General features: G+C 70.1%; 12 protein-coding genes and 1 tRNA gene. 10 read left to right on the top strand and 3 right to left on the bottom strand.

The features are described 5' to 3' along the window. Positions 1-13: 13 nt before the first annotated feature. A complete protein-coding gene (adh, locus tag ACFSNB_RS09120; protein WP_377315864.1) occupies positions 14-1,537 on the bottom strand; it encodes an aldehyde dehydrogenase in 1,524 nt (507 codons plus the stop codon). A gap of 285 nt (positions 1,538-1,822) precedes the next feature. Here adh and ACFSNB_RS09115 point away from each other — a divergent pair, with 285 nt between their 5' ends. From ACFSNB_RS09115 to ACFSNB_RS09105, 3 genes are all read left to right on the top strand, one after another. Continuing rightward, positions 1,823-3,787 carry a sigma-54-dependent Fis family transcriptional regulator gene (locus ACFSNB_RS09115; RefSeq protein ID WP_377315863.1) on the top strand — a complete coding sequence of 655 codons (1,965 nt, stop codon included), beginning with the start codon at positions 1,823-1,825 and terminating at the stop codon, positions 3,785-3,787. Between the two features lie 72 nt (positions 3,788-3,859). Next, positions 3,860-3,935 (top strand) — tRNA-Thr (locus ACFSNB_RS09110). A 234-nt stretch (positions 3,936-4,169) separates the two neighbouring features. Further along, a complete protein-coding gene (locus ACFSNB_RS09105; protein ID WP_377315862.1) occupies positions 4,170-7,250 on the top strand; it encodes a class I SAM-dependent DNA methyltransferase in 3,081 nt (1,026 codons plus the stop codon). A gap of 44 nt (positions 7,251-7,294) precedes the next feature. Here ACFSNB_RS09105 and nhaA read toward each other — a convergent pair whose 3' ends face one another. Further along, entirely contained in the window at positions 7,295-8,470 is a 1,176-nt protein-coding gene (nhaA, locus tag ACFSNB_RS09100; protein ID WP_377315861.1) for a Na+/H+ antiporter NhaA, read from the bottom strand. A gap of 211 nt (positions 8,471-8,681) precedes the next feature. On the opposite strand from nhaA, the gene ACFSNB_RS09095 reads away from it, so the two are divergent. The 4 genes from ACFSNB_RS09095 to ACFSNB_RS09080 all read left to right on the top strand — a co-directional run bounded on the left by ACFSNB_RS09095 (position 8,682) and on the right by ACFSNB_RS09080 (position 13,618). Beyond that, positions 8,682-9,227 (top strand): DUF2249 domain-containing protein, encoded by a 546-nt coding sequence (locus tag ACFSNB_RS09095; RefSeq protein WP_377315860.1) that lies wholly within the window; start codon positions 8,682-8,684, stop codon positions 9,225-9,227. Continuing rightward, entirely contained in the window at positions 9,203-10,534 is a 1,332-nt protein-coding gene (locus ACFSNB_RS09090; RefSeq protein ID WP_377315859.1) for a hypothetical protein, read from the top strand. Before ACFSNB_RS09095 ends, ACFSNB_RS09090 begins: the two co-directional genes overlap by 25 nt. Continuing rightward, positions 10,531-11,034 carry a hemerythrin domain-containing protein gene (locus tag ACFSNB_RS09085; protein WP_377315858.1) on the top strand — a complete coding sequence of 168 codons (504 nt, stop codon included), beginning with the start codon at positions 10,531-10,533 and terminating at the stop codon, positions 11,032-11,034. Before ACFSNB_RS09090 ends, ACFSNB_RS09085 begins: the two co-directional genes overlap by 4 nt. A 166-nt stretch (positions 11,035-11,200) precedes the next feature. Continuing rightward, positions 11,201-13,618, top strand: a complete 2,418-nt coding sequence (locus tag ACFSNB_RS09080) for a PAS domain-containing protein (RefSeq protein ID WP_377315857.1) — start codon at positions 11,201-11,203, stop codon at positions 13,616-13,618. 138 nt (positions 13,619-13,756) lie between these two features. On the opposite strand, the gene leuA is transcribed toward ACFSNB_RS09080, so the two are convergent. Then, entirely contained in the window at positions 13,757-15,421 is a 1,665-nt protein-coding gene (leuA, locus tag ACFSNB_RS09075; RefSeq protein WP_377315856.1) for a 2-isopropylmalate synthase, read from the bottom strand. A gap of 969 nt (positions 15,422-16,390) precedes the next feature. Here leuA and ACFSNB_RS09070 point away from each other — a divergent pair. The 3 genes from ACFSNB_RS09070 to ACFSNB_RS09060 all read left to right on the top strand — a co-directional run. After that, complete coding sequence (locus ACFSNB_RS09070; RefSeq protein ID WP_377315855.1) at positions 16,391-16,711, top strand: STAS domain-containing protein; 321 nt, start codon at positions 16,391-16,393, stop codon at positions 16,709-16,711. Positions 16,712-16,716: 5 nt separating this feature from the next. Then, positions 16,717-17,082, top strand: coding sequence for a response regulator (locus ACFSNB_RS09065; RefSeq protein WP_377315854.1), 366 nt, complete (start codon positions 16,717-16,719; stop codon positions 17,080-17,082). Further along, on the top strand, positions 17,082-17,508 hold a 427-nt coding region (locus ACFSNB_RS09060; protein WP_377315853.1), incomplete at its 3' end, for an Hpt domain-containing protein. The genes ACFSNB_RS09065 and ACFSNB_RS09060, both read left to right, overlap by 1 nt.

Raw genomic sequence — 17,508 nt, 5'->3', positions numbered from 1 at the left:
CGGAGGGCGGGGCTCAGAAGAAGCCGAGGGCCTGGGGGGAGTAGCTGACCAGCAGGTTCTTGGTCTGCTGGTAATGGTCGAGCATCATGTGATGGGTCTCGCGGCCGATGCCCGACTGCTTGTAGCCACCGAAGGCGGCATGGGCGGGATAGAGGTGGTAGCAATTGGTCCACACCCGCCCGGCCTTGATCCCCCGGCCGAAGCGGTAGGCGCGGTTGCCGTCGCGGCTCCACACCCCGGCGCCCAGGCCGTAGAGGGTGTCGTTGGCGAGGTGCAGCGCCTCCTCCTCGTCCTTGAAGGTGGTCACCGCCACCACCGGCCCGAAGATCTCCTCCTGGAAGATCCGCATCCGGTTGTCGCCGTGGAACACCGTCGGCTCGACGTAATAGCCGTCGGCGAGATCGCCGCCGAGGTCGGCGCGGGCGCCGCCGGTCAGCAGTTCGGCCCCCTCGGCGCGGCCGATCTCGATGTAGGACAGGATCTTGTGCATCTGCTCGCTCGACGCCTGGGCGCCGATCATGGTGGCGGGGTCGAGCGGGTTGCCCTGGCGGATCGCCTTGACCCGGGCCAGCGCCCGTTCCATGAACTTGTCGTACAGGCTGTCCTGGATCAGCGCGCGCGACGGGCAGGTGCAGACCTCGCCCTGGTTGAGGGCGAACAGCACGAAGCCCTCGACCGCCTTGTCGAGGAAGGCGTCATCCTCGGCGGCGACGTCGGCGAAGAAGATGTTGGGCGACTTGCCGCCCAGCTCCAGCGTCACCGGGATCAGGTTCTGGCTGGCATATTGCATGATCAGCCGCCCGGTCGAGGTTTCGCCGGTGAAGGCGATCTTGGCGATGCGGCTGCTCGAGGCCAGCGGCTTGCCCGCCTCCAGCCCGAAGCCGTTGACGATGTTGAGCACCCCGGGCGGCAGCAGATCGGCGATCAACTCCATCAGCACCAGGATGCTGACCGGGGTCTGCTCGGCCGGCTTCATCACCACGCAATTGCCGGCGGCCAAAGCGGGGGCCAGCTTCCACGACGCCATCAGGATCGGGAAGTTCCACGGGATGATCTGGCCGACCACCCCGAGCGGCTCGGCGAAATGGTAGGCGACGGTGTTCTCGTCGATCTGGGCCAGGGTGCCTTCCTGGGCGCGGATGCAGGCGGCGAAGTAGCGGAAATGATCGATCGCCAGCGGAATGTCGGCGGCCAGGGTCTCGCGGATCGGCTTGCCGTTGTCGATCGTCTCGGCGGTGGCCAGCTTTTCGAGGTTGGCCTCCATCCGGTCGGCGATGCGGTTGAGGATCAGCGCCCGCTCGGCGACGCTGGTGCGGCCCCAGGCATCGGCGGCGGCGTGGGCGGCATCGAGCGCCAGTTCGACGTCATGGGCCTGCGACCGCGCCACCTGGCTGATCACCTGTCCGGTGATCGGGGTGACGGTGTCGAAATAGGCGCCATCGAGCGGCGCGCGCCAGGCGCCGCCGATGAAATTGTCGTAGCGGCTCTTGATCGACACCACCGTGGCGGCGGCGGTGGCGGGGGACAGATGGGTCATGAAGGGGTCCTCCCTGTTTTTTCGGTCTTGGCCCCCGTGATCGGTCCGGGGGCGCCCCTTTCGTACAGCACTCGGCGTGCCAAACGCTTTTTTCGTTGTTTTTCAAGAATCAGGCCCCCAAGTGCGCCGCCGGGCGCGCCGTTCCATCGCGGGACAGTGTGGCAAAACGGAACAACGGGCGACGCGGTCAGGTTTTTCTTGCCTTGGTCGCCCCTCCTTGCCGAAACTGGCGGACAAAGCACGAGGGAAGGGCAAAGACCCGACCCCACAGGGAGGTTCCAGACGATGACCCAGACCGGAGGCCGGGCACCGTCCCGGCTGCGCGACGCCCGCGCCCTGCTCGACCATGGCGAGTTGCCGCCGCCGGGGACGATCGACCCCGCCGTCTGCCGTTCCTGGCAACGCTGCCTCGCCGCCGGGCTGCATCCCGGCTCGGCCCCCGCCGGGGAAAGCAGCCGTCTCGGCCTCGACGGGGCGATCGACCGCCGCCACCACCTGCTGCGGCGGGCGCGGCCGGTGATGGAGTACCTGCACGCCCATCTGCGCGATTCCGGCAGCGTGGTGCTGCTGGCCGACCAGTCCGGGCTGGTGATCGACGCGCTGGGCGACGCCGCCTTCCTCGAACGGGCCGACCGGGTGGCGCTGCGGCCGGGCGCCTGCTGGGACGAGACCGCGCGCGGCACCAACGCCATCGGCACCGCCCTGGCCGAGGCGGCGCCGGTATCGGTGCATGGCGCCGAGCATTTCCTCGCCCCCCACCGTTTCCTGACCTGTGCCGCCGCCCCGCTGGCCGGACCGGACGGCACCCTGCTCGGGGTGATCGATATTTCCGGTCCGCACCGCGCCCGCCCGCCCCATGCCCTCGGGCTGATCGCCGCCGCCGGGCAGATGATCGAGCGGGCGCTGTTCGAGGCCGAGGCGGCCGGGGCGGTGCGGTTGCGGCTGCATCCCCAGGCCGAGGGGCTCGGCACCCTGGCCGAGGGACTGGTGGCGCTGAGCGAGGACGGCACGGTGATCGCCGCCACCCCGGCCGGACGGACGCTGCTCGGGCTCTGCTGCGGCGATCTCGGCCGGGCGCGGATCGAGCCGCTGCTGGGACTGCCGGCCGCCCGGCTGCTCGACCAGGCCCAGGCCGGGGCCGACCGGCCGCTGACCGGGCGGACCCGCGCCGGGCGGCCGCTGTTCGTCCGGGTCGATCCGCTGCGCCGGCACGCGGTGGCGCTGGTGCCGCCGCGCCCGGCCGCCGCCCGCCCGTCCCGTCCCGCGCCGGTGCCGCAGCCGGTGGCGTCGGCGCCGGAAGACGCCCTGGCCGCGCTCGATACCGGCGACGCGCGGATGCGCACCCTGCTCGACCGCGCCCGCCGGGTGCTGGGCAAGCCGATCCCGATCCTGCTCCAGGGCGAATCCGGCGTCGGCAAGGAATTGTTCGCCACCGCCATCCATGCCGCCGGCCCCCGCCGCGACCGGCCGCTGGTGGCGGTCAATTGCGCCGCCTTGCCCGAGCCGCTGATCGAGGCCGAACTGTTCGGCTATGCCCCCGGCGCCTTCACCGGGGCGCGGCGGGACGGCGCCCCCGGCCGGATCCGCGAGGCCGACGGAGGCACCCTGTTCCTCGACGAGATCGGCGACATGCCGCTCAGCCTACAAGGGCGGCTGTTGCGGGTGTTGCAGGAGCGGCGGGTGGTGCCGCTGGGCGGCGGCAAGCCGGTGGCGGTCGATTTCGCCCTGATCGCCGCCAGCCATCGTCCGCTGAAGGCCGAGATCGACACCGGACGCTTCCGCGCCGATCTCTATTACCGCCTCAACGGCCTGACCCTGACCCTGCCGCCGTTGCGGGAACGCGGCGATTTCGCCGCCCTCGCCGCCCGCCTGCTGGCCGAGTTCGCTCCGGGCAACACCCCGCGCCTTGCCCCCGGACTGGCGGTGGCGCTGGCCCGCTACCGCTGGCCCGGCAACCTGCGCCAGCTCGCCAACGCCCTGCGCTTCGCCTGCGCGATGCTGGACCCGGGCGAGACCGAGATCGATTGGATCCACCTGCCGGAGGATCTGGCGGAGGATCTGGCCGCCCCGCCGCCGCCGCCACCGACCGCCGGGCTTGACCCGGCCCCGCTGCGGGTGGCGATGGCCTCGGTGATCGAACACACGCTGGAGGCGGCCGGCGGCAACCTGTCGGAGGCGGCCCGCCGGCTCGGCATCAGCCGCAACACGCTGTACCGCCGGCTGGGCCAGCGCCGCCCGGCACGATTGTGATCGCGGCGGGGCGGGCGGGACGCGCGGACCTCTTGCGCCCGCCCGCCCCGCCCGTTAGGTTCAGGCGGTAGCGCCGGTTTAGCTCAGGTGGTAGAGCACCTCACTTGTAATGAGGGGGCCGCGGGTTCGAATCCTGCAACCGGCACCATCCCCCCCGCCCTACGTCCTCTCCGTCCAGGCTTGGAAGAACTGACCGGTGTCGATAGCCGTAAAACGTTCACAGCCACAGCTTTAGCCTGCTGAAGTATATTTACTTTTCTACTTTACGAGTTAAAAATCAACCAAGGTCGCTCTCTTGAGGGGGGAAGGCGATGCCTGGGTTGCATTGCAAACAGGAACATAGCGAGCAATCGTGGTGGCACCTGGGGACGCGGGCTCAGCCATGACCCCAGAACAGTTCATCGAGCGGTGGCGGGGAACCTCCCGGTCCGAGCAGTCGGCGGCGCACGAACACTTCCTCGATCTGTGCGAGTTGCTCGACGTCTCCAAGCCACAGGAACTGGACAGACGCGGCGATTTCTATACTTTCGAGAAAACCATCCCGAAGGCCAATGGTCGGCCGGGACGGGCCGATGTCTGGAAAAAGGGCTGTTTTGCCTGGGAATACAAACGCGACAAGCGCAACCTCGTCGCCGCCTACGCCCAGCTCAAGGAATATTCGGGCGCACTGGAGAACCCTCCCCTCCTCATCGTTTCGGACATGGAGGAGATTCGGGTCCACACCAACTTCACCAACGCGATCGTCGAGACCCATTGCATCCGCCTGCCCGATCTGATGAGCGTCGAGGCACGCCAACTCTTGCGGCACTGCTTCTCCAAGCCGGAGATGTTGAGGCGAGAGAGCCTGACGCGGGTCAGCGTGACCCGCGACGCGGCACGGGCGTTCGGAACGATCGCGGGACGCCTCCGCACGCGAGGATATGACCCACGCCGGGTGGCCCATTTCCTCAATCGGCTGGTGTTCTGCCTGTTCGTCCAGGATGTGGAACTGCTGCCGAACCGGCTGTTCGCCGACATATTGGAAGAATGTGTCAAGGTGCCGGACAAGTTCGAGCCGGGCCTGAAAACCCTGTTCGGCGCGATGAAGAGCCCGGGCGGCATGTTCGGCATGGTCAGCATCCGCTGGTTCAACGGCGGGCTGTTCGACGATGACGACGTGCTCCCGCTCGGCTGGATGGAAATCAGGGAGTTGCATCAAGCTTCCCTGCTGGACTGGAGCGCCATCGAGCCCTCGATTTTCGGCACCCTGTTCGAGGCCGGGCTCAATCCCGAAAAACGCGACCTGATGGCGGCGCTGTTCGATCCCCCCGCCGGTGGGGCATCCGGCGCGGTCGAGCAGACCGACAAGGGGATCGGCATCCACTACACCGACCCAGATACGATCATGAAGATCATTGAGCCGGTGGTGCTGGACCCGTTGCGACAAGAGTGGCAAGAGGCGCGGGGGAAGATTGAGCGGTACCGCAAGAGCCGCGACAAGGCGGCCTCTGATTCAGCCCGGACCCGGGCCGAAAACGAGGCTCGCGAGATCTGGCACCGGTTTCGCCAACGGCTGGGGGATTTTCGGGTCCTTGATCCCGCCTGCGGCTCGGGCAACTTCCTCTATCTGGCGCTGCTGCACCTGAAAGACTTCGAGCAAAGCCTGATCAAGGAGGCAGGGGAACTCGGTTTGCCCCTCATCGGTCAACTGGTGACGACCAAGGCGGTGCGTGGAATCGAGGTAAACCCCTATGCCGCCGAGTTGGCCCGGACGACGATCTGGATCGGCGAGCTGCAATGGCAGTTGAAAAATGCCTCGGATCTTGCCTTTTTTCGAGAGCCGGTTCTGGGGCGGCTCGACGCGATCGAATGCCGCGACGCCCTGCTGGACGACAACGGCAAGGAAGCCCCGTGGCCCGAGGCCGATGTGATCGTCGGCAACCCGCCATTCCTGGGCGGGAAGAAGCTGCGCGGCTCGCTCGGCGATGCCTACGTCGATCGCCTGTTCTCGGTCTATCGCGGCCGCGTTCCGGCGGAGGCTGATCTGGTGGCCTATTGGTTCGTGCGGTCCTGGGAACGTGTGCAGGAGGGGCCAGCCAACGCGGCGGGACTGGTCGCAACGAACTCGATCCGTGGCGGGGCGAACCGCCGCGTTCTGGACTCGATCGTCACCCAAGGAAGGATTTTTTCCGCCTGGAGCGATGAGCCTTGGGTAATCGACGGCGCGGCGGTGCGGGTCTCCCTGGTGGCGTTTGCAGCGGCTCAGCCGAAGGAAGACGCCATTCTCGACGGATCCCCGGTGCCGCGCATTCACTCCGACCTGACTGCGGCCGCCACCGATCTGACCCGAGCGCGGCGCCTACGCCAGAATGCTGGGGTGGCCTTCATGGGCGATACGAAAGGCGGAGCCTTCGACATTCCCGGCAGCCTCGCCCGCGCTTGGCTGGAGCTTCCCTCGAACCCTCACGGCCGCCCCAACGCCGATGTGCTCCGCCCCTGGGTCAACGGCATGGATGTGACACGCCGCCCCGCCGACAAATGGATTATCAATTTCGGGTGGGAGATGAAAGAGAATGATGCGGCATTATATGAAGCGCCATTCACGTATATCGAGCGGATGGTTAAATCTGATAGGTTAAAAAATCGTAGAGATCTCTATCGAAAGTTTTGGTGGCGTCATGCAGAACCCCGACCTGGGATGTGGCGAGCTATAGGGGGTTCATCTCAATTCATAGTTACAAACACCGTATCAAAATACAGATTTTTCTCTTTTATCGATAAAACTGCCTGCCCAGATCATCAGCTAATAGTTATAACCCGCGACGATAACGTAACATTTGGCATCCTGCACAGCCGCTTTCATGAAGCGTGGGCTCTACGCCTGGGCACCAGCCTTGAAGACCGTCCCCGCTACACCCCAAGCACGACCTTCGAGACGTTCCCCTTCCCCGAGGGCCTGACGCTCGACATTCCTGCCACCGCCTACGCCGACGACCCGCGCGCCCAGGCGATCGCGGCTGCGGCGCGGCGACTCGACGAACTGCGGCGCAACTGGTTGAACCCGCCGGATCTGGTCAAGGTGGTGCCCGAGGTGGTGCCGGGATTTCCCGATCGCCTGATCCCCGTCAGCAGCAGGGCCGAGGCGGAACTGAAAACGCGGACCTTGACCAACCTCTACAACCTGCGCCCGACGTGGCTGGTCAACGCCCATCGGGAACTCGATCAGGCCGTGGCCCGCGCCTACGGCTGGACCGCCGACATCTCGGATGACGAGGCGCTGGCGCGTCTGTTCGCCCTCAACCGCGCCCGTGCCGAAGCGGAAGACCGCTTGGCGAGGATGGCCACCCAGGACCGGCGCCAACGGAGCCTCCTCCTGCCGATGCAGGGAGGAAAAGCCAGCGACGACCGGCAGCTGGAACAGGACGCTGACGCCAAGATACCGCGGGAAGAGCCCACCCGGCCTCGCCGTCGTCATCGGGCCTGATCCCGGCCCGCCGCCGATGTCGAGCCTCCACTCAGGTTCCCGCCCTACCGCTTCGCCGCCGCAGGCGGCGCCAGCCGCAGCAGGGCGATGCCGATCAGCGCCGACAGCAGCGAGCCGCCCAGCACCCCGACCCGCACCGCAACGTCCTGCCCGGCGTCGGGAAAGGCCAGACCGCCGATGAACAGGCTCATGGTGAAGCCGATCCCGGTCAGCACCGCCATCGCCTGAACCTGCGGCCACGAGGCGCCGGCCGGCAGCCGGGCCACCCGCAGCCCCACCGCCACCCCGATCGCCAGCATCACCCCAAGCGGCTTGCCCAACACCAGACCGAGCCCCACCCCCAGCGTCACCGGGTCGGCCAGTTGCCCGAGCCCGACCCCGGCCAGCGGCACCCCGGCATTGGCGAAGGCGAACAGCGGCAGGATCGCGAAGGTCACCCAGGGATGCAGCGCGTGTTCGAGCCGCTTGAGCGGCGAGGGCCGCGCCGGATCCTTGGTGCGCAGCGGCAGGGCGAAGCCGATCGCCACCCCGGCCAGGGTGGCATGCACCCCCGATTTCAGCACGAACAGCCACAGCAGCACCCCGAGCAGGACATAGGGCGCCGTCCGCGCCACCCCGGCGCGGTTGAGCCCGACCAGCCCGGCCAGCGCCAGCGCCGCCAGCCCCAGCGACAGCAGCGACAATTGGTCGGTGTAGAACAGGGCGATGATCACGATCGCGCCCAGATCGTCGATGATCGCCAGCGCCAGCAGGAAGATCCGGAGCGAGGGCGGGGCATGACGGCCGGCCAGCGCCAGCACCCCGACGGCGAAGGCGATGTCGGTCGCCGCCGGGATCGCCCAGCCGCGCATCAGCACCGGATCGCCCCAGGTGGCGGCGAGATAGACCAGCGCCGGCACCACCATCCCGCCCAGCGCCGCCAGCCCGGGCAGGGTGGCGCGGCGCAGGCTCGACAGCTCGCCCTGCACCACCTCGCGCTTGATCTCGAGCCCGACCAGCAGGAAGAACACCGCCATCAGCCCGTCATTGATCCAGTGCAGCAGCGGCTTGCCCAGCCCGATCTCGCCGATCCGCACCGACACCGGCAGGTCGAGCAGGGATTGGTAGAACGGCTGGGCCGGGGAATTGGCCAGCGCCAGCGCCGCCAGCGAGGCCGCCAGCAGACACACGCCGCCGGCGACTTCGAGGCGGAGAAAGGCTCGGATGGTCGATAACGGCACGGGCCGGGCTCCTGTGACGGCGAAGAAAGAGGCGGATCAGCCTGACCGCACAATGCGGCGGCACCAAGGCGGTCAAAACACGTCCATCGGCTGAGGATATGCGCCCGGCCTCCCGCCGTTTCAATGCATGCCGCCGGGGTCTTGACCAGGATCAAGGCCCCGGCGGCGGCGCCCTGCCACACTGGCCGCAGCCGACCAGGAGGGCCATGTCGTGACCGCACCCCCGCTTCCATCCCCCGCCGCGCCGCCACGCCTCGACGTGCGGCCGATGCTGGCCGAGGGCATCGACCCCTATGACAGCGTGCTGGCGCTGGCCGAGGCGATCGCCGAGGGCGGCGCGCTGGAGATCGACGCCCCGTTCAATCCGACCCCGCTGCGGCGGGTGATGGCGCGCCACGGTTTTTCGTCGCGGGCAGCCCGGCTCGCCACCGATTGGTGGCGGGTGCGCTTCGTCCGTGACGGCGCCGCCGACTGGGCGGCCGAGGCCGAGACCACCCTGCTGCCGGAAGGGGCGATGCGCTGGCAGGAAGAGGACGGGATCCATCTCGACGTCCGCCGCCTGTCCCCGCCCGAGCCGCTGCGGCTGATCCTCGGCCTGATCGACTCGCTGGGCCCGACCGGCGGCCCGGTGGTGGTCCATCACGACCGCGACCCGCTGTTCCTGCCGGCCGAACTGGCCGAACGCGGCTGGCGGATCGTCCGGGTCGCGCCGGCCCCGGCCGATCTGCGGCTGTGGCTCGAACCGGAGCGGCGCTGATGCTGCCCGGCCTGCCCCCGGGCGCCGCCGACCAGTTGCTGCCGCCGGCCCTGCCCGGCCGCTTCTTCGCCGCCGCCGTGCTGTTCCATCTCGCCGCCTGGGCCCTGCTGGCCTGGGCCGGTCCCGAGGAACTGATCGGCTTTTCCGGCGGGGCCGGGCCGGTCGCCGCCGCCCTGCATCTGATCACCCTCGGCACCCTGGCGATGACCGCGATCGGCGCGGCGATCCAGATGCTGCCGGTGATCACCAACCGCCCGCTGGCCGGGGTCGGGCTGTGCCACGGCCTGTTCTGGCTCCAGGCCGGCGGGGTGGCGCTGCTGTCGTCCGGTCTGGCCCTGCCGGCGCCGCGCCTGATGGCGGCGGGCGGCGGGATGGTCTCGGCCGCGCTGGCCCTGTTCGCCCTGCTGGTGGCCGGACATCTGCGCCGGGGCGGGGGGCTCGACGCGCTCGGCCGCCACCTCGCTTTGGCCCTGGCCGCGCTGGCCGCGCTGGCCGGGCTCGGCCTCGCCTTGCTGGCCGATTTCTCCACCGGCTGGCTGGGCGACCACCGCGCCGTCGCCGCCGCCCATGCCGTGCTCGGCGCCTATGGCTTCATGGGGATGCTGGCCTTCGGCTTCTCGACCCTGCTGCTGCCGATGTTCGTGCTCGGCCCGGCGATCCCCGAGGCGGCCAGCCGGCGGGCGCTGGCCCTCGCCGCCCCCGCCCTCGCCTGCGGTGCCATCGGGGCGGCCACCGGCCTGTCCTGGCTGGCCGCCCTCGGCGCGGGGCTGGGCGCCGCCGCCCTGCTGCTCCATCTGCGCGCCGTCGCCGCCTGCCTGCGGCGGCGGATGCGGCGCCGGCTCGAACCGTTCTTCCTGCTGCTGGTGTCGGCCTGGGCGATGCTCGGGCTCAGCCTCGGCCTCGGCCTCGCCCTGGCGCTGGGCGCCCCGGCCGATCCGTGGGCCGGGCTGTGGGGGCTGGTGCTGGTGATCGGCTGGCTGCTCGGCTTCGTCCTCGCCATCCTGCAACGGATCCTGCCGTTCCTGGCGGCGATGCATTCCGCCGGCGCCGGCCGGCCGCCGCTGCTGCCGTCCCGCCTCGCCCCGGCCTGGGCCGCCACCCTGCACGGCGCCTGCCACCTCGCCGCCGTCGTCCTGCTCGCCCTCGGGCTGGCCGGCGGCCTGACGCTGGCGGTCCGGCTCGGGCTGGCCGCCGGGCTGGTCGGAGCCGCCGCCTTCCTTCTTTATGCCGCCGCGGTACCCTGGCGCGCCCTTCAGGCCCGGCGTCCGGCCCTTTCCTCCCCTCCGCACAAAGGAACCCCGCGATGAACGTTGCCACCACCCAGGTCGGCGGGCTGCTGCACCGCGACCACATGGCCACCGTCGAGACCCTGGAAGGACTCGAATTGCTACTGCGCAAGAACCGCAAGCCGCCGGCCTTCGATCCGACCCTGACGGCGTGGCTGGCCGATCTGGCCGCCCGGCTGCGGCGCGAGGTCGCCGAGCATTTCGACTTCGAGGAAACCCGGCTGTTCCCGCTGTTCCTGGCGGTCGGCCAGACCGGGATCGTCGAGATCCTCGGCCAGGAGCACCAGACCATCCTGCCGCTGGCGCAACAGGTGGCGGCGCTGGCCGAGGCGGCGACGGCCAGCGGCCGGTTCGAGCCGGCCGGCTGGGACGCCTTCCGCGCCCTGGGCGGCGAACTGATCGAGCGCGAGATGTTCCATATCCAGAAGGAGGAGATGGGCCTGCTGGCCGGCATCGCCGCCCTGCTCGACCCGGACCAGGACCGCCGGCTGGCCGAAGCCTTCGCCGCCCTGCGCGGCTGAGAAACGCGGGGAGCGGCGCCCCCGCCCCCCGGCCAAGGACCGCAGAGCCCTTGGATCCCTTCGACGGTCGGGCGCGGACAGGACCGGGCGGGGCCCACCTCGGCGCTAGAATTGGCCCAACCGCCATGCGACAATGCCCCGGAATCGACGTCGAGGGGGGAACAGGATGCCGCCGGAACCCGGCCCGGACGAGACGCGCCACGTTCACATCCTGCCGAAACTGAAGCGGCTTTCCCTGAGATTTCCCTGGCGGCCCACCCGCCCGCTGCCGCCGCTGGCGCTGGCCCTGGTGCCGGCGGCGGTGCTGGCCCTGGCCGGGGCCGGCCACGGTCTCGCCACCCTGACCCGGACCGAGCAGGCCCTTCGCCTCGACCAGCAGCGTCAGGCGGCCGATCAGGCGGCACAGACCCGGATCGCCCGCTTCAGCCAGGACATCGGCCAGATCCTGCTCCAGGCCTCGGACGGGCTGGCCCAGGCCGGCAACGGCACGGACCGCGCCGGCTTGGCCCGGCTGCATGCCGCCCTGGTGGCACGGCTGGCGGCGGTGGACCGGGGGGCGCTGGCCGAAATCGCCACCGCCTCGGGGCGCGCCGAGGCCCCCCGCCTGTTCGACGGCTTCCGGAGCGCGCTGCTCCAGGCGACCCGGGCCCCCGCCCGCAACGCCCCGCCCCGGGGCGACCGTTTCCTCGCCGCCGCCGCCGCCAACGCCGCCCGGCTCAATGACGCGGCCCGCACCGCCGCCCTGGCCCTGGCCGCCGAGGCCAGCCAACGCGACGACGACGCGGCGGCCGAGCGGCATCGGCTGGCGGGGCGCGACGCCGCAATCGCCGCCGCGCTGGCGGCGGCGCTGCTGTTGCTGTGGGGCGGCGCGGCGTGGTGGCTGCATACCCGTCTGCGGCGGGCGAGCGGGGCGCTCGACGCGCTGGCCGCCGGCGACGCCGACACCGCCCAGGCGGCGGCAACCGCCCTGGCCGGCGAGCGCGGCTCGCCGCTGCGGCCGCTGGCGGAGCGGCTGCTGGCGCTCCAGGGCGCGGTGACCGCCGGGCGCCGCAGCCAGGACGCGCTCGATGTCCGGATCCGCCACATCGCCTGCCTGCATGACGTGGTGTGCCTGACCGAACGCGACGACCTCGCCCCCGAGGCGCTCGCTGCCGCCGTCGCCGAGCGTCTGCCCTCGGCGCTGCGTCATCCCACCCTGGTGGCGGGACGGATCGAACTGGGCGAGGCCGGCTGGGGCGAAGCGGCCGACGGCGAACGTCTGACCGTGCCCTTCCCGATCCCCGGCGGCGGGGTGGGACGGGTGATCGCCGCCTATCGCGCCCCGGTGCCGGCCGAGGCCGGACCGGCCTTCCTGGCCGAGGAACGCACCCTGCTCGGGGCGATCGCCGACCGCCTCGCCGGCACCCTGGCGCGGCGGGACGACGGCGCCGGCGACCGCGACCAGCTGGAATTGCGGGCGGCGGTGTTCGCCGCCGCCCCCTGCCCGCTCGAACTGATCGACGCGGCGACGCTGACCCTGGCCGCGACCAATCCGGCCGCCGCCGCCGCGCTCGGCCAGGACCCCGCCGATCCGGCCGGGCGGCCGCTGGCCGACAGCATCGACGAGGCGACCGCCGCCGCTTTGCCCGAACTGGCCCGCGAGGCGCAGACGCGGGGCGAGGCCCGGATCGACACCCGCCGCCGCCACCGCGACGGCGGCCTGATCCCGGTCGAACTGCGGCTGGCCCCCACCCGTCACGACGGCCGCGATTATCTGGTGGCGAGCTGGCGTGACCGCGCCGAGACGGATTCGGCCGAGGGCGAGATCGCCCGGCTGGCGCAACTGGTCGGGCAGTGCCCGCTGGCGGTGCTGGTGACCGCGCCCGACGGCACCATCGTCGAAATCAACGACGCCTTCGTCGCCGCCACCGGCTTCGACCGTGACGCCGCGATCGGGCAGACCCCGCGCCTGCTGCGCTCGGGGCGGACCCCGGCCGCGACCCATCGGGCGCTGTGGGAGGCCCTGGCCCGGGGCGAAAGCTGGCAGGGCGAGCTGATCAACCGCACCCGCGACGGGGAGGAGCGGATCTTCGCCGCGCTGATCCTGCCGCTGCGCCGGCCCGACGGCACCGTCAGCCATTACGCCGCGTTCGAGCAGGACGTCACCGACCAGCGCCGGCTGGCGCGCGAGCTTGAAGCCTGCCATATCCAGCTCGCCCGGCTGGCGACGCCGGCCGCCGAGCCGCCGCCCCCCGCGCCCGAGGCGCCGGCCGGACTCGATCTCGCCGCCGGCCTGCGCGCCGCCGATGGCGAGGTCGGCCGCTTCCTGACCCGGCTGGGCGATTTCCTCGCCAGCGGCGGGGTCGAGGCGCTGCGCGACGCCCTGGGCGCCGCCGACCTCGTCACCGCCCGCGCCCGGGCCCGCGCCCTGACCGAAGCCGCCGACGCCCTCGGGGCCGTCGCGCTGCGGCGGATCGGCGCCGAAATCGGGGAAATGCTGGCAAGCGAGTCGCCGCCGCCGGCCCTCGCCACCCGCTTCGCCGAACTCGAAGCCGAATTCAATGCGCTGGAGCAGACCCTGCGGCCGCTGCTGGCGGCAGGGTGAGGACGTGGGCTCCGCCCACACCCGCCAAGGGCCGGGGGCCCTTGGAACCCTTCCCCTATCCGTCGCGCCCGACCATCAAGGGGATCCAAGGGCCTTGCGGCCCTTGGCGGGTGTGGGCAGAGCCCACGTCCCCTTTTTTCACCCCATCCGGTTGACCGCGCTGACCACCGCCCGCAGCGAGGCCATGGTGATGCCGGCTTCGACCGCGGCGCCGTGGATGCCGGTGCCGTCGGGCAACACCAGTTCGACATAGCAGGCGGCCTGGGCGTCGGCGCCGCTGCCGAGCGCGTGCTCGTGATAGTCACGCAGCGACAGCGCCACCCCGAGTTCCTTTTCGAGCGCCTGGACGAACGCCGCCACCGGGCCGGGGCCGACGCCCTGCAACACCCGCTCCTCGCCATCCTTGAGCAGAGTGGCGGTCAGGGCCCGGTTCTGGCCCTTGTTGCCGACCGGGACGGTCGAATATTCGACCAGTTCGAGCCGGCCGGGGCTGAGATAGGTGTCGGTGAAGGCGGCCATGATCTCGGCCGGTTCGAGTTCGCGACCGGCCGCGTCGGCGATGCGCTGCACCACCTGGGCGAATTCGACCTGCAACGGACGCGGCAGTTCGAGGCCGTAATCGCGTTCGAGCACCGCGGCGATGCCGCCCTTGCCCGACTGGCTGTTGATGCGGATCACCGCCTGATAATTGCGGCCGACATCGGCCGGGTCGATCGGCAGGTAGGGCACCTCCCACACCGGGTCGTTGCCCTTGCGCCGGGCGGCGAAACCCTTGCGGATCGCGTCCTGATGCGAGCCGGAAAAGGCGGTGTAGACCAGATCGCCGGCATAGGGATGGCGCGGATGGACCGGCAGGCCGGTACATTCCTCGGCGACGTGGCGGACCGCGTCGATGTCGGACAGGTCGAGGCGCGGATCGACCCCCTGGGTGAACAGGTTGAGGGCGAGGGTGATGATATCGACGTTGCCGGTGCGCTCGCCATTGCCGAACAGGGTGCCCTCGACCCGGTCGGCCCCGGCCATCACCGCCAGCTCGGCCGCCGCGACCCCGGTGCCGCGATCATTGTGGGGATGGACCGACAGGATCAGCGAGTCCCGGCACGACACCTTGTCGAGGAACCATTCGATCACGTCGGCGTAATGGTTGGGGGTCGACATCTCGACCGTGGCCGGCAGGTTGCAGATCATCCGCCGGGTCGGGCTGGCGCCCCAGGCCTGGGCCACCGCCTCGACGATCTCGACCGCGAAATCGGGCTCGGTGCCGGTGAAGCTTTCCGGGGAATACTGGAACACCACCTCCCCCTCCGGCCGCGCCGCCGACAATTCGCGGATCTGGCGGGTGCCGGCGAGGGCGAGATCGATGCAGCCCTGGCGATCCAGGCCGAACACCACCCGCCGCTGCACCTCGGAGGTCGAGTTGTAGAGATGGACGATCACCCGGGGGGCGCCGCGCACCGCCTCGAAGGTGCGGGCGATCAGTTCGGGGCGCGACTGGACCAGCACCTGAATGGTGACGTCCTCGGGAATGTGGCCGCCCTCGATCAACACCCGGATGAAGTCGTAATCGGTCTGGGACGCGGCGGGAAAGCCGACCTCGATCTCCTTGAATCCGATCCCGACCAGGGTCTGCCACATCTGCATCTTGCGGCCGGTGCCCATCGGATCGATCAGGGCCTGGTTGCCGTCGCGCAGATCGACGCTGCACCACACCGGCGGACGGGTGATCTCGGCGTCGGGCCAGCGGCGGGTCTGGGGGCGGAGCGCGGGATAGGGACGGTACTTTTCCTTGGCGGCGGGCATCATGGCCTCGTCCTCCTGTCAAAAAGGCATGTCAGCGATGGATCTCGGAACAGCGCGGCGCCGTTCACGGCCGCCGGGCGGCCACGCGGGGTCAGGCCCGGCGGCCGCGGCCTAGTCGCAGGCGCGGCGGCAGGACGGACGGCGGCACCGGAACACGGCGCGGCGCGCGGCGGCAGGACGACGAAGATGGAAAGGAGATCATGACACGCACCCGAACCCTGACGGAACCGACACCACAAGCCCCGGCGTCGATTTACGACACCGGGCGGCGCAGCACTAGCAGGACGGATGCAACGAAAGCGGTCATGGCGGCATGGTGCCCGATGCGGCCGGCCGGCGTCAAGCCCAGTTTGGCCGGGTTTCCCGCGATCCTCCTGACGTGTCCCGCACCAGGCCCTTTCGCGCAGCCCTGGTTTTTTGTCGTCAATTTTTCACGTTGAGGAATCAAGATACCGTTAATTACTGATAAACTATCGTATAGAAGCCGGTCTGAACGGGTAGTGGAGCAGCAACCCTGACGCTGGAAGGGGAAACTTAGCCTCGCCCATCCCAACCGACTCTCCATCTTTACTTTCCGTAAACCATTGCTCTGTGTGTATGACTTCACAATCTCCTTGACTCACCCCAGGTCAAATCCCTATAATTGCGAACACTTTGTAAACGAGAATATGGCCTGTTTACATTTTGTCGCCGGCCCGTGGGGAACCTTACCCCCTTGAAATGGCCTTTCCTGGGCGACATCTGAGTGAATACCGGCGGATACCCGATGCGAATTGGGTCGATGCTTGGTGTTGTCGGGCGCGGGGATAGTGTCTTCGCCCGAAGTGGCAGCGGCATGGCCCGCCGCAGCCGGCGAGGAAAACGCGGTCCTTTCCGAATGGCGCGGCAGCGGCCCCGCCCCCGGAACGGCCGAGCGGGCCGATACCCGGCGCCGGAACGGCGCCCCGGGCAAAGACCAGGGGGGCGGACCCGATGGACCAGAACGGTCAGGAACAGGTGGTGGTGTGTTCCGGCACACTTGGACTGGCCCGAGCGGCCGAGCTGCGCGATCTGCTCCAGGCCGCGCTGGCGGATGGCCCCGATCTGCTGATCGATTGCTCCGCCGCCACCGATGTCGATCTCAGCTTCATTCAACTGGTCCTGGCCGTCCGCCAAAGCGCGGAACGGCGCGGCGGCCGGGTGCGCCTGCGCCACCCGGCGCACGGTCCCCTGGCCTCTGCCCTGCGGGCGGCCGGGCTGACCGGCCTGCCCGCCGGCGGCGGGGATTCCAGCTTCTGGACAGAAGGGACGTGAGCACAATGGCGAAGACGATTCTCTGCGTCGACGATTCCACCAGCATGCGGCTGATGGTCAAGCTGGCGCTGAACGGGGCCGGATACGAGGTGATCGAGGCCTGCGACGGCAGGGACGCCCTCGACAAGGCCCGCGCCGGCGCCGTCAATCTGGTGCTGACCGACCTCAACATGCCCAACATGGACGGGTTGACCCTGATCCGCCAACTGCGCGCCCTGCCGACCTACAAGGGGGTGCCGATCATCTTCCTCACCACCGAGTCGGACGAGAGCAAGAAGGCGGAGGCCAAGAGCGCCGGCGCCACCGGCTGGATCGTCAAGCCGTTCCAGGAAAGCCAGCTGCTCGGCGTCGTCAAAAAGGTCCTGGGGTGATGGCGGGCGGCAGCGATCCGGGCCAGGTCTTCCGCGAGGAAGCGGCCGATCTGCTGGTCGAGCTCGAAACGGCGCTGCTCAGCCTGGAACAGAGCCCGGACGACCGCGATCTGCTCGACAGCGCCTTCCGCGCCCTGCACACCCTCAAGGGGTCGGGGGCGATGTTCGGCTTCGAGGCGGCTGCCGCCTTCACCCACCATCTCGAAACCGCGTTCGATCAGGTCCGGCGCGGCGAGTTCGCGCTCAATTCCGCCCTGATCGGGGTGGCGCTGGCGGCGCGGGACCACATCCGCGCCCTGATCGACCATCCGGCCGAGGCCGACACCGCGCTGGGCGACCGGCTGCTGGCCGAGGTCGCCGCCCTGACCGCCGCCGGCGCCCCCACCGCCGGCACGGCCGCCCCCCCGGCGCGACCGGCCGCCGCCG

The organism is Phaeospirillum tilakii (assembly GCF_042683125.1).
In the GTDB taxonomy this organism is placed as follows: domain Bacteria; phylum Pseudomonadota; class Alphaproteobacteria; order Rhodospirillales; family Magnetospirillaceae; genus Phaeospirillum; species Phaeospirillum tilakii.
The sequence above is the reverse complement of the archived record's forward strand: the minus strand, read 5'-3'. Positions and strand labels throughout refer to the sequence as shown.

Bases quoted from the DNA above. Each gene is read 5' to 3' on its own strand.
- ACFSNB_RS09080 (WP_377315857.1), top strand. From the start codon at position 11,201: ATGCCGCCGGAACCCGGCCCGGACGAGACGCGCCACGTTCACATCCTG.
- ACFSNB_RS09070 (WP_377315855.1), top strand. From the start codon at position 16,391: ATGGACCAGAACGGTCAGGAACAGGTGGTGGTGTGTTCCGGCACACTT.
- ACFSNB_RS09085 (WP_377315858.1), top strand. From the start codon at position 10,531: ATGAACGTTGCCACCACCCAGGTCGGCGGGCTGCTGCACCGCGACCAC.
- adh (WP_377315864.1), bottom strand. From the start codon at position 1,537: ATGACCCATCTGTCCCCCGCCACCGCCGCCGCCACGGTGGTGTCGATC.
- ACFSNB_RS09065 (WP_377315854.1), top strand. From the start codon at position 16,717: ATGGCGAAGACGATTCTCTGCGTCGACGATTCCACCAGCATGCGGCTG.
- ACFSNB_RS09105 (WP_377315862.1), top strand. From the start codon at position 4,170: ATGACCCCAGAACAGTTCATCGAGCGGTGGCGGGGAACCTCCCGGTCC.
- leuA (WP_377315856.1), bottom strand. From the start codon at position 15,421: ATGATGCCCGCCGCCAAGGAAAAGTACCGTCCCTATCCCGCGCTCCGC.
- ACFSNB_RS09115 (WP_377315863.1), top strand. From the start codon at position 1,823: ATGACCCAGACCGGAGGCCGGGCACCGTCCCGGCTGCGCGACGCCCGC.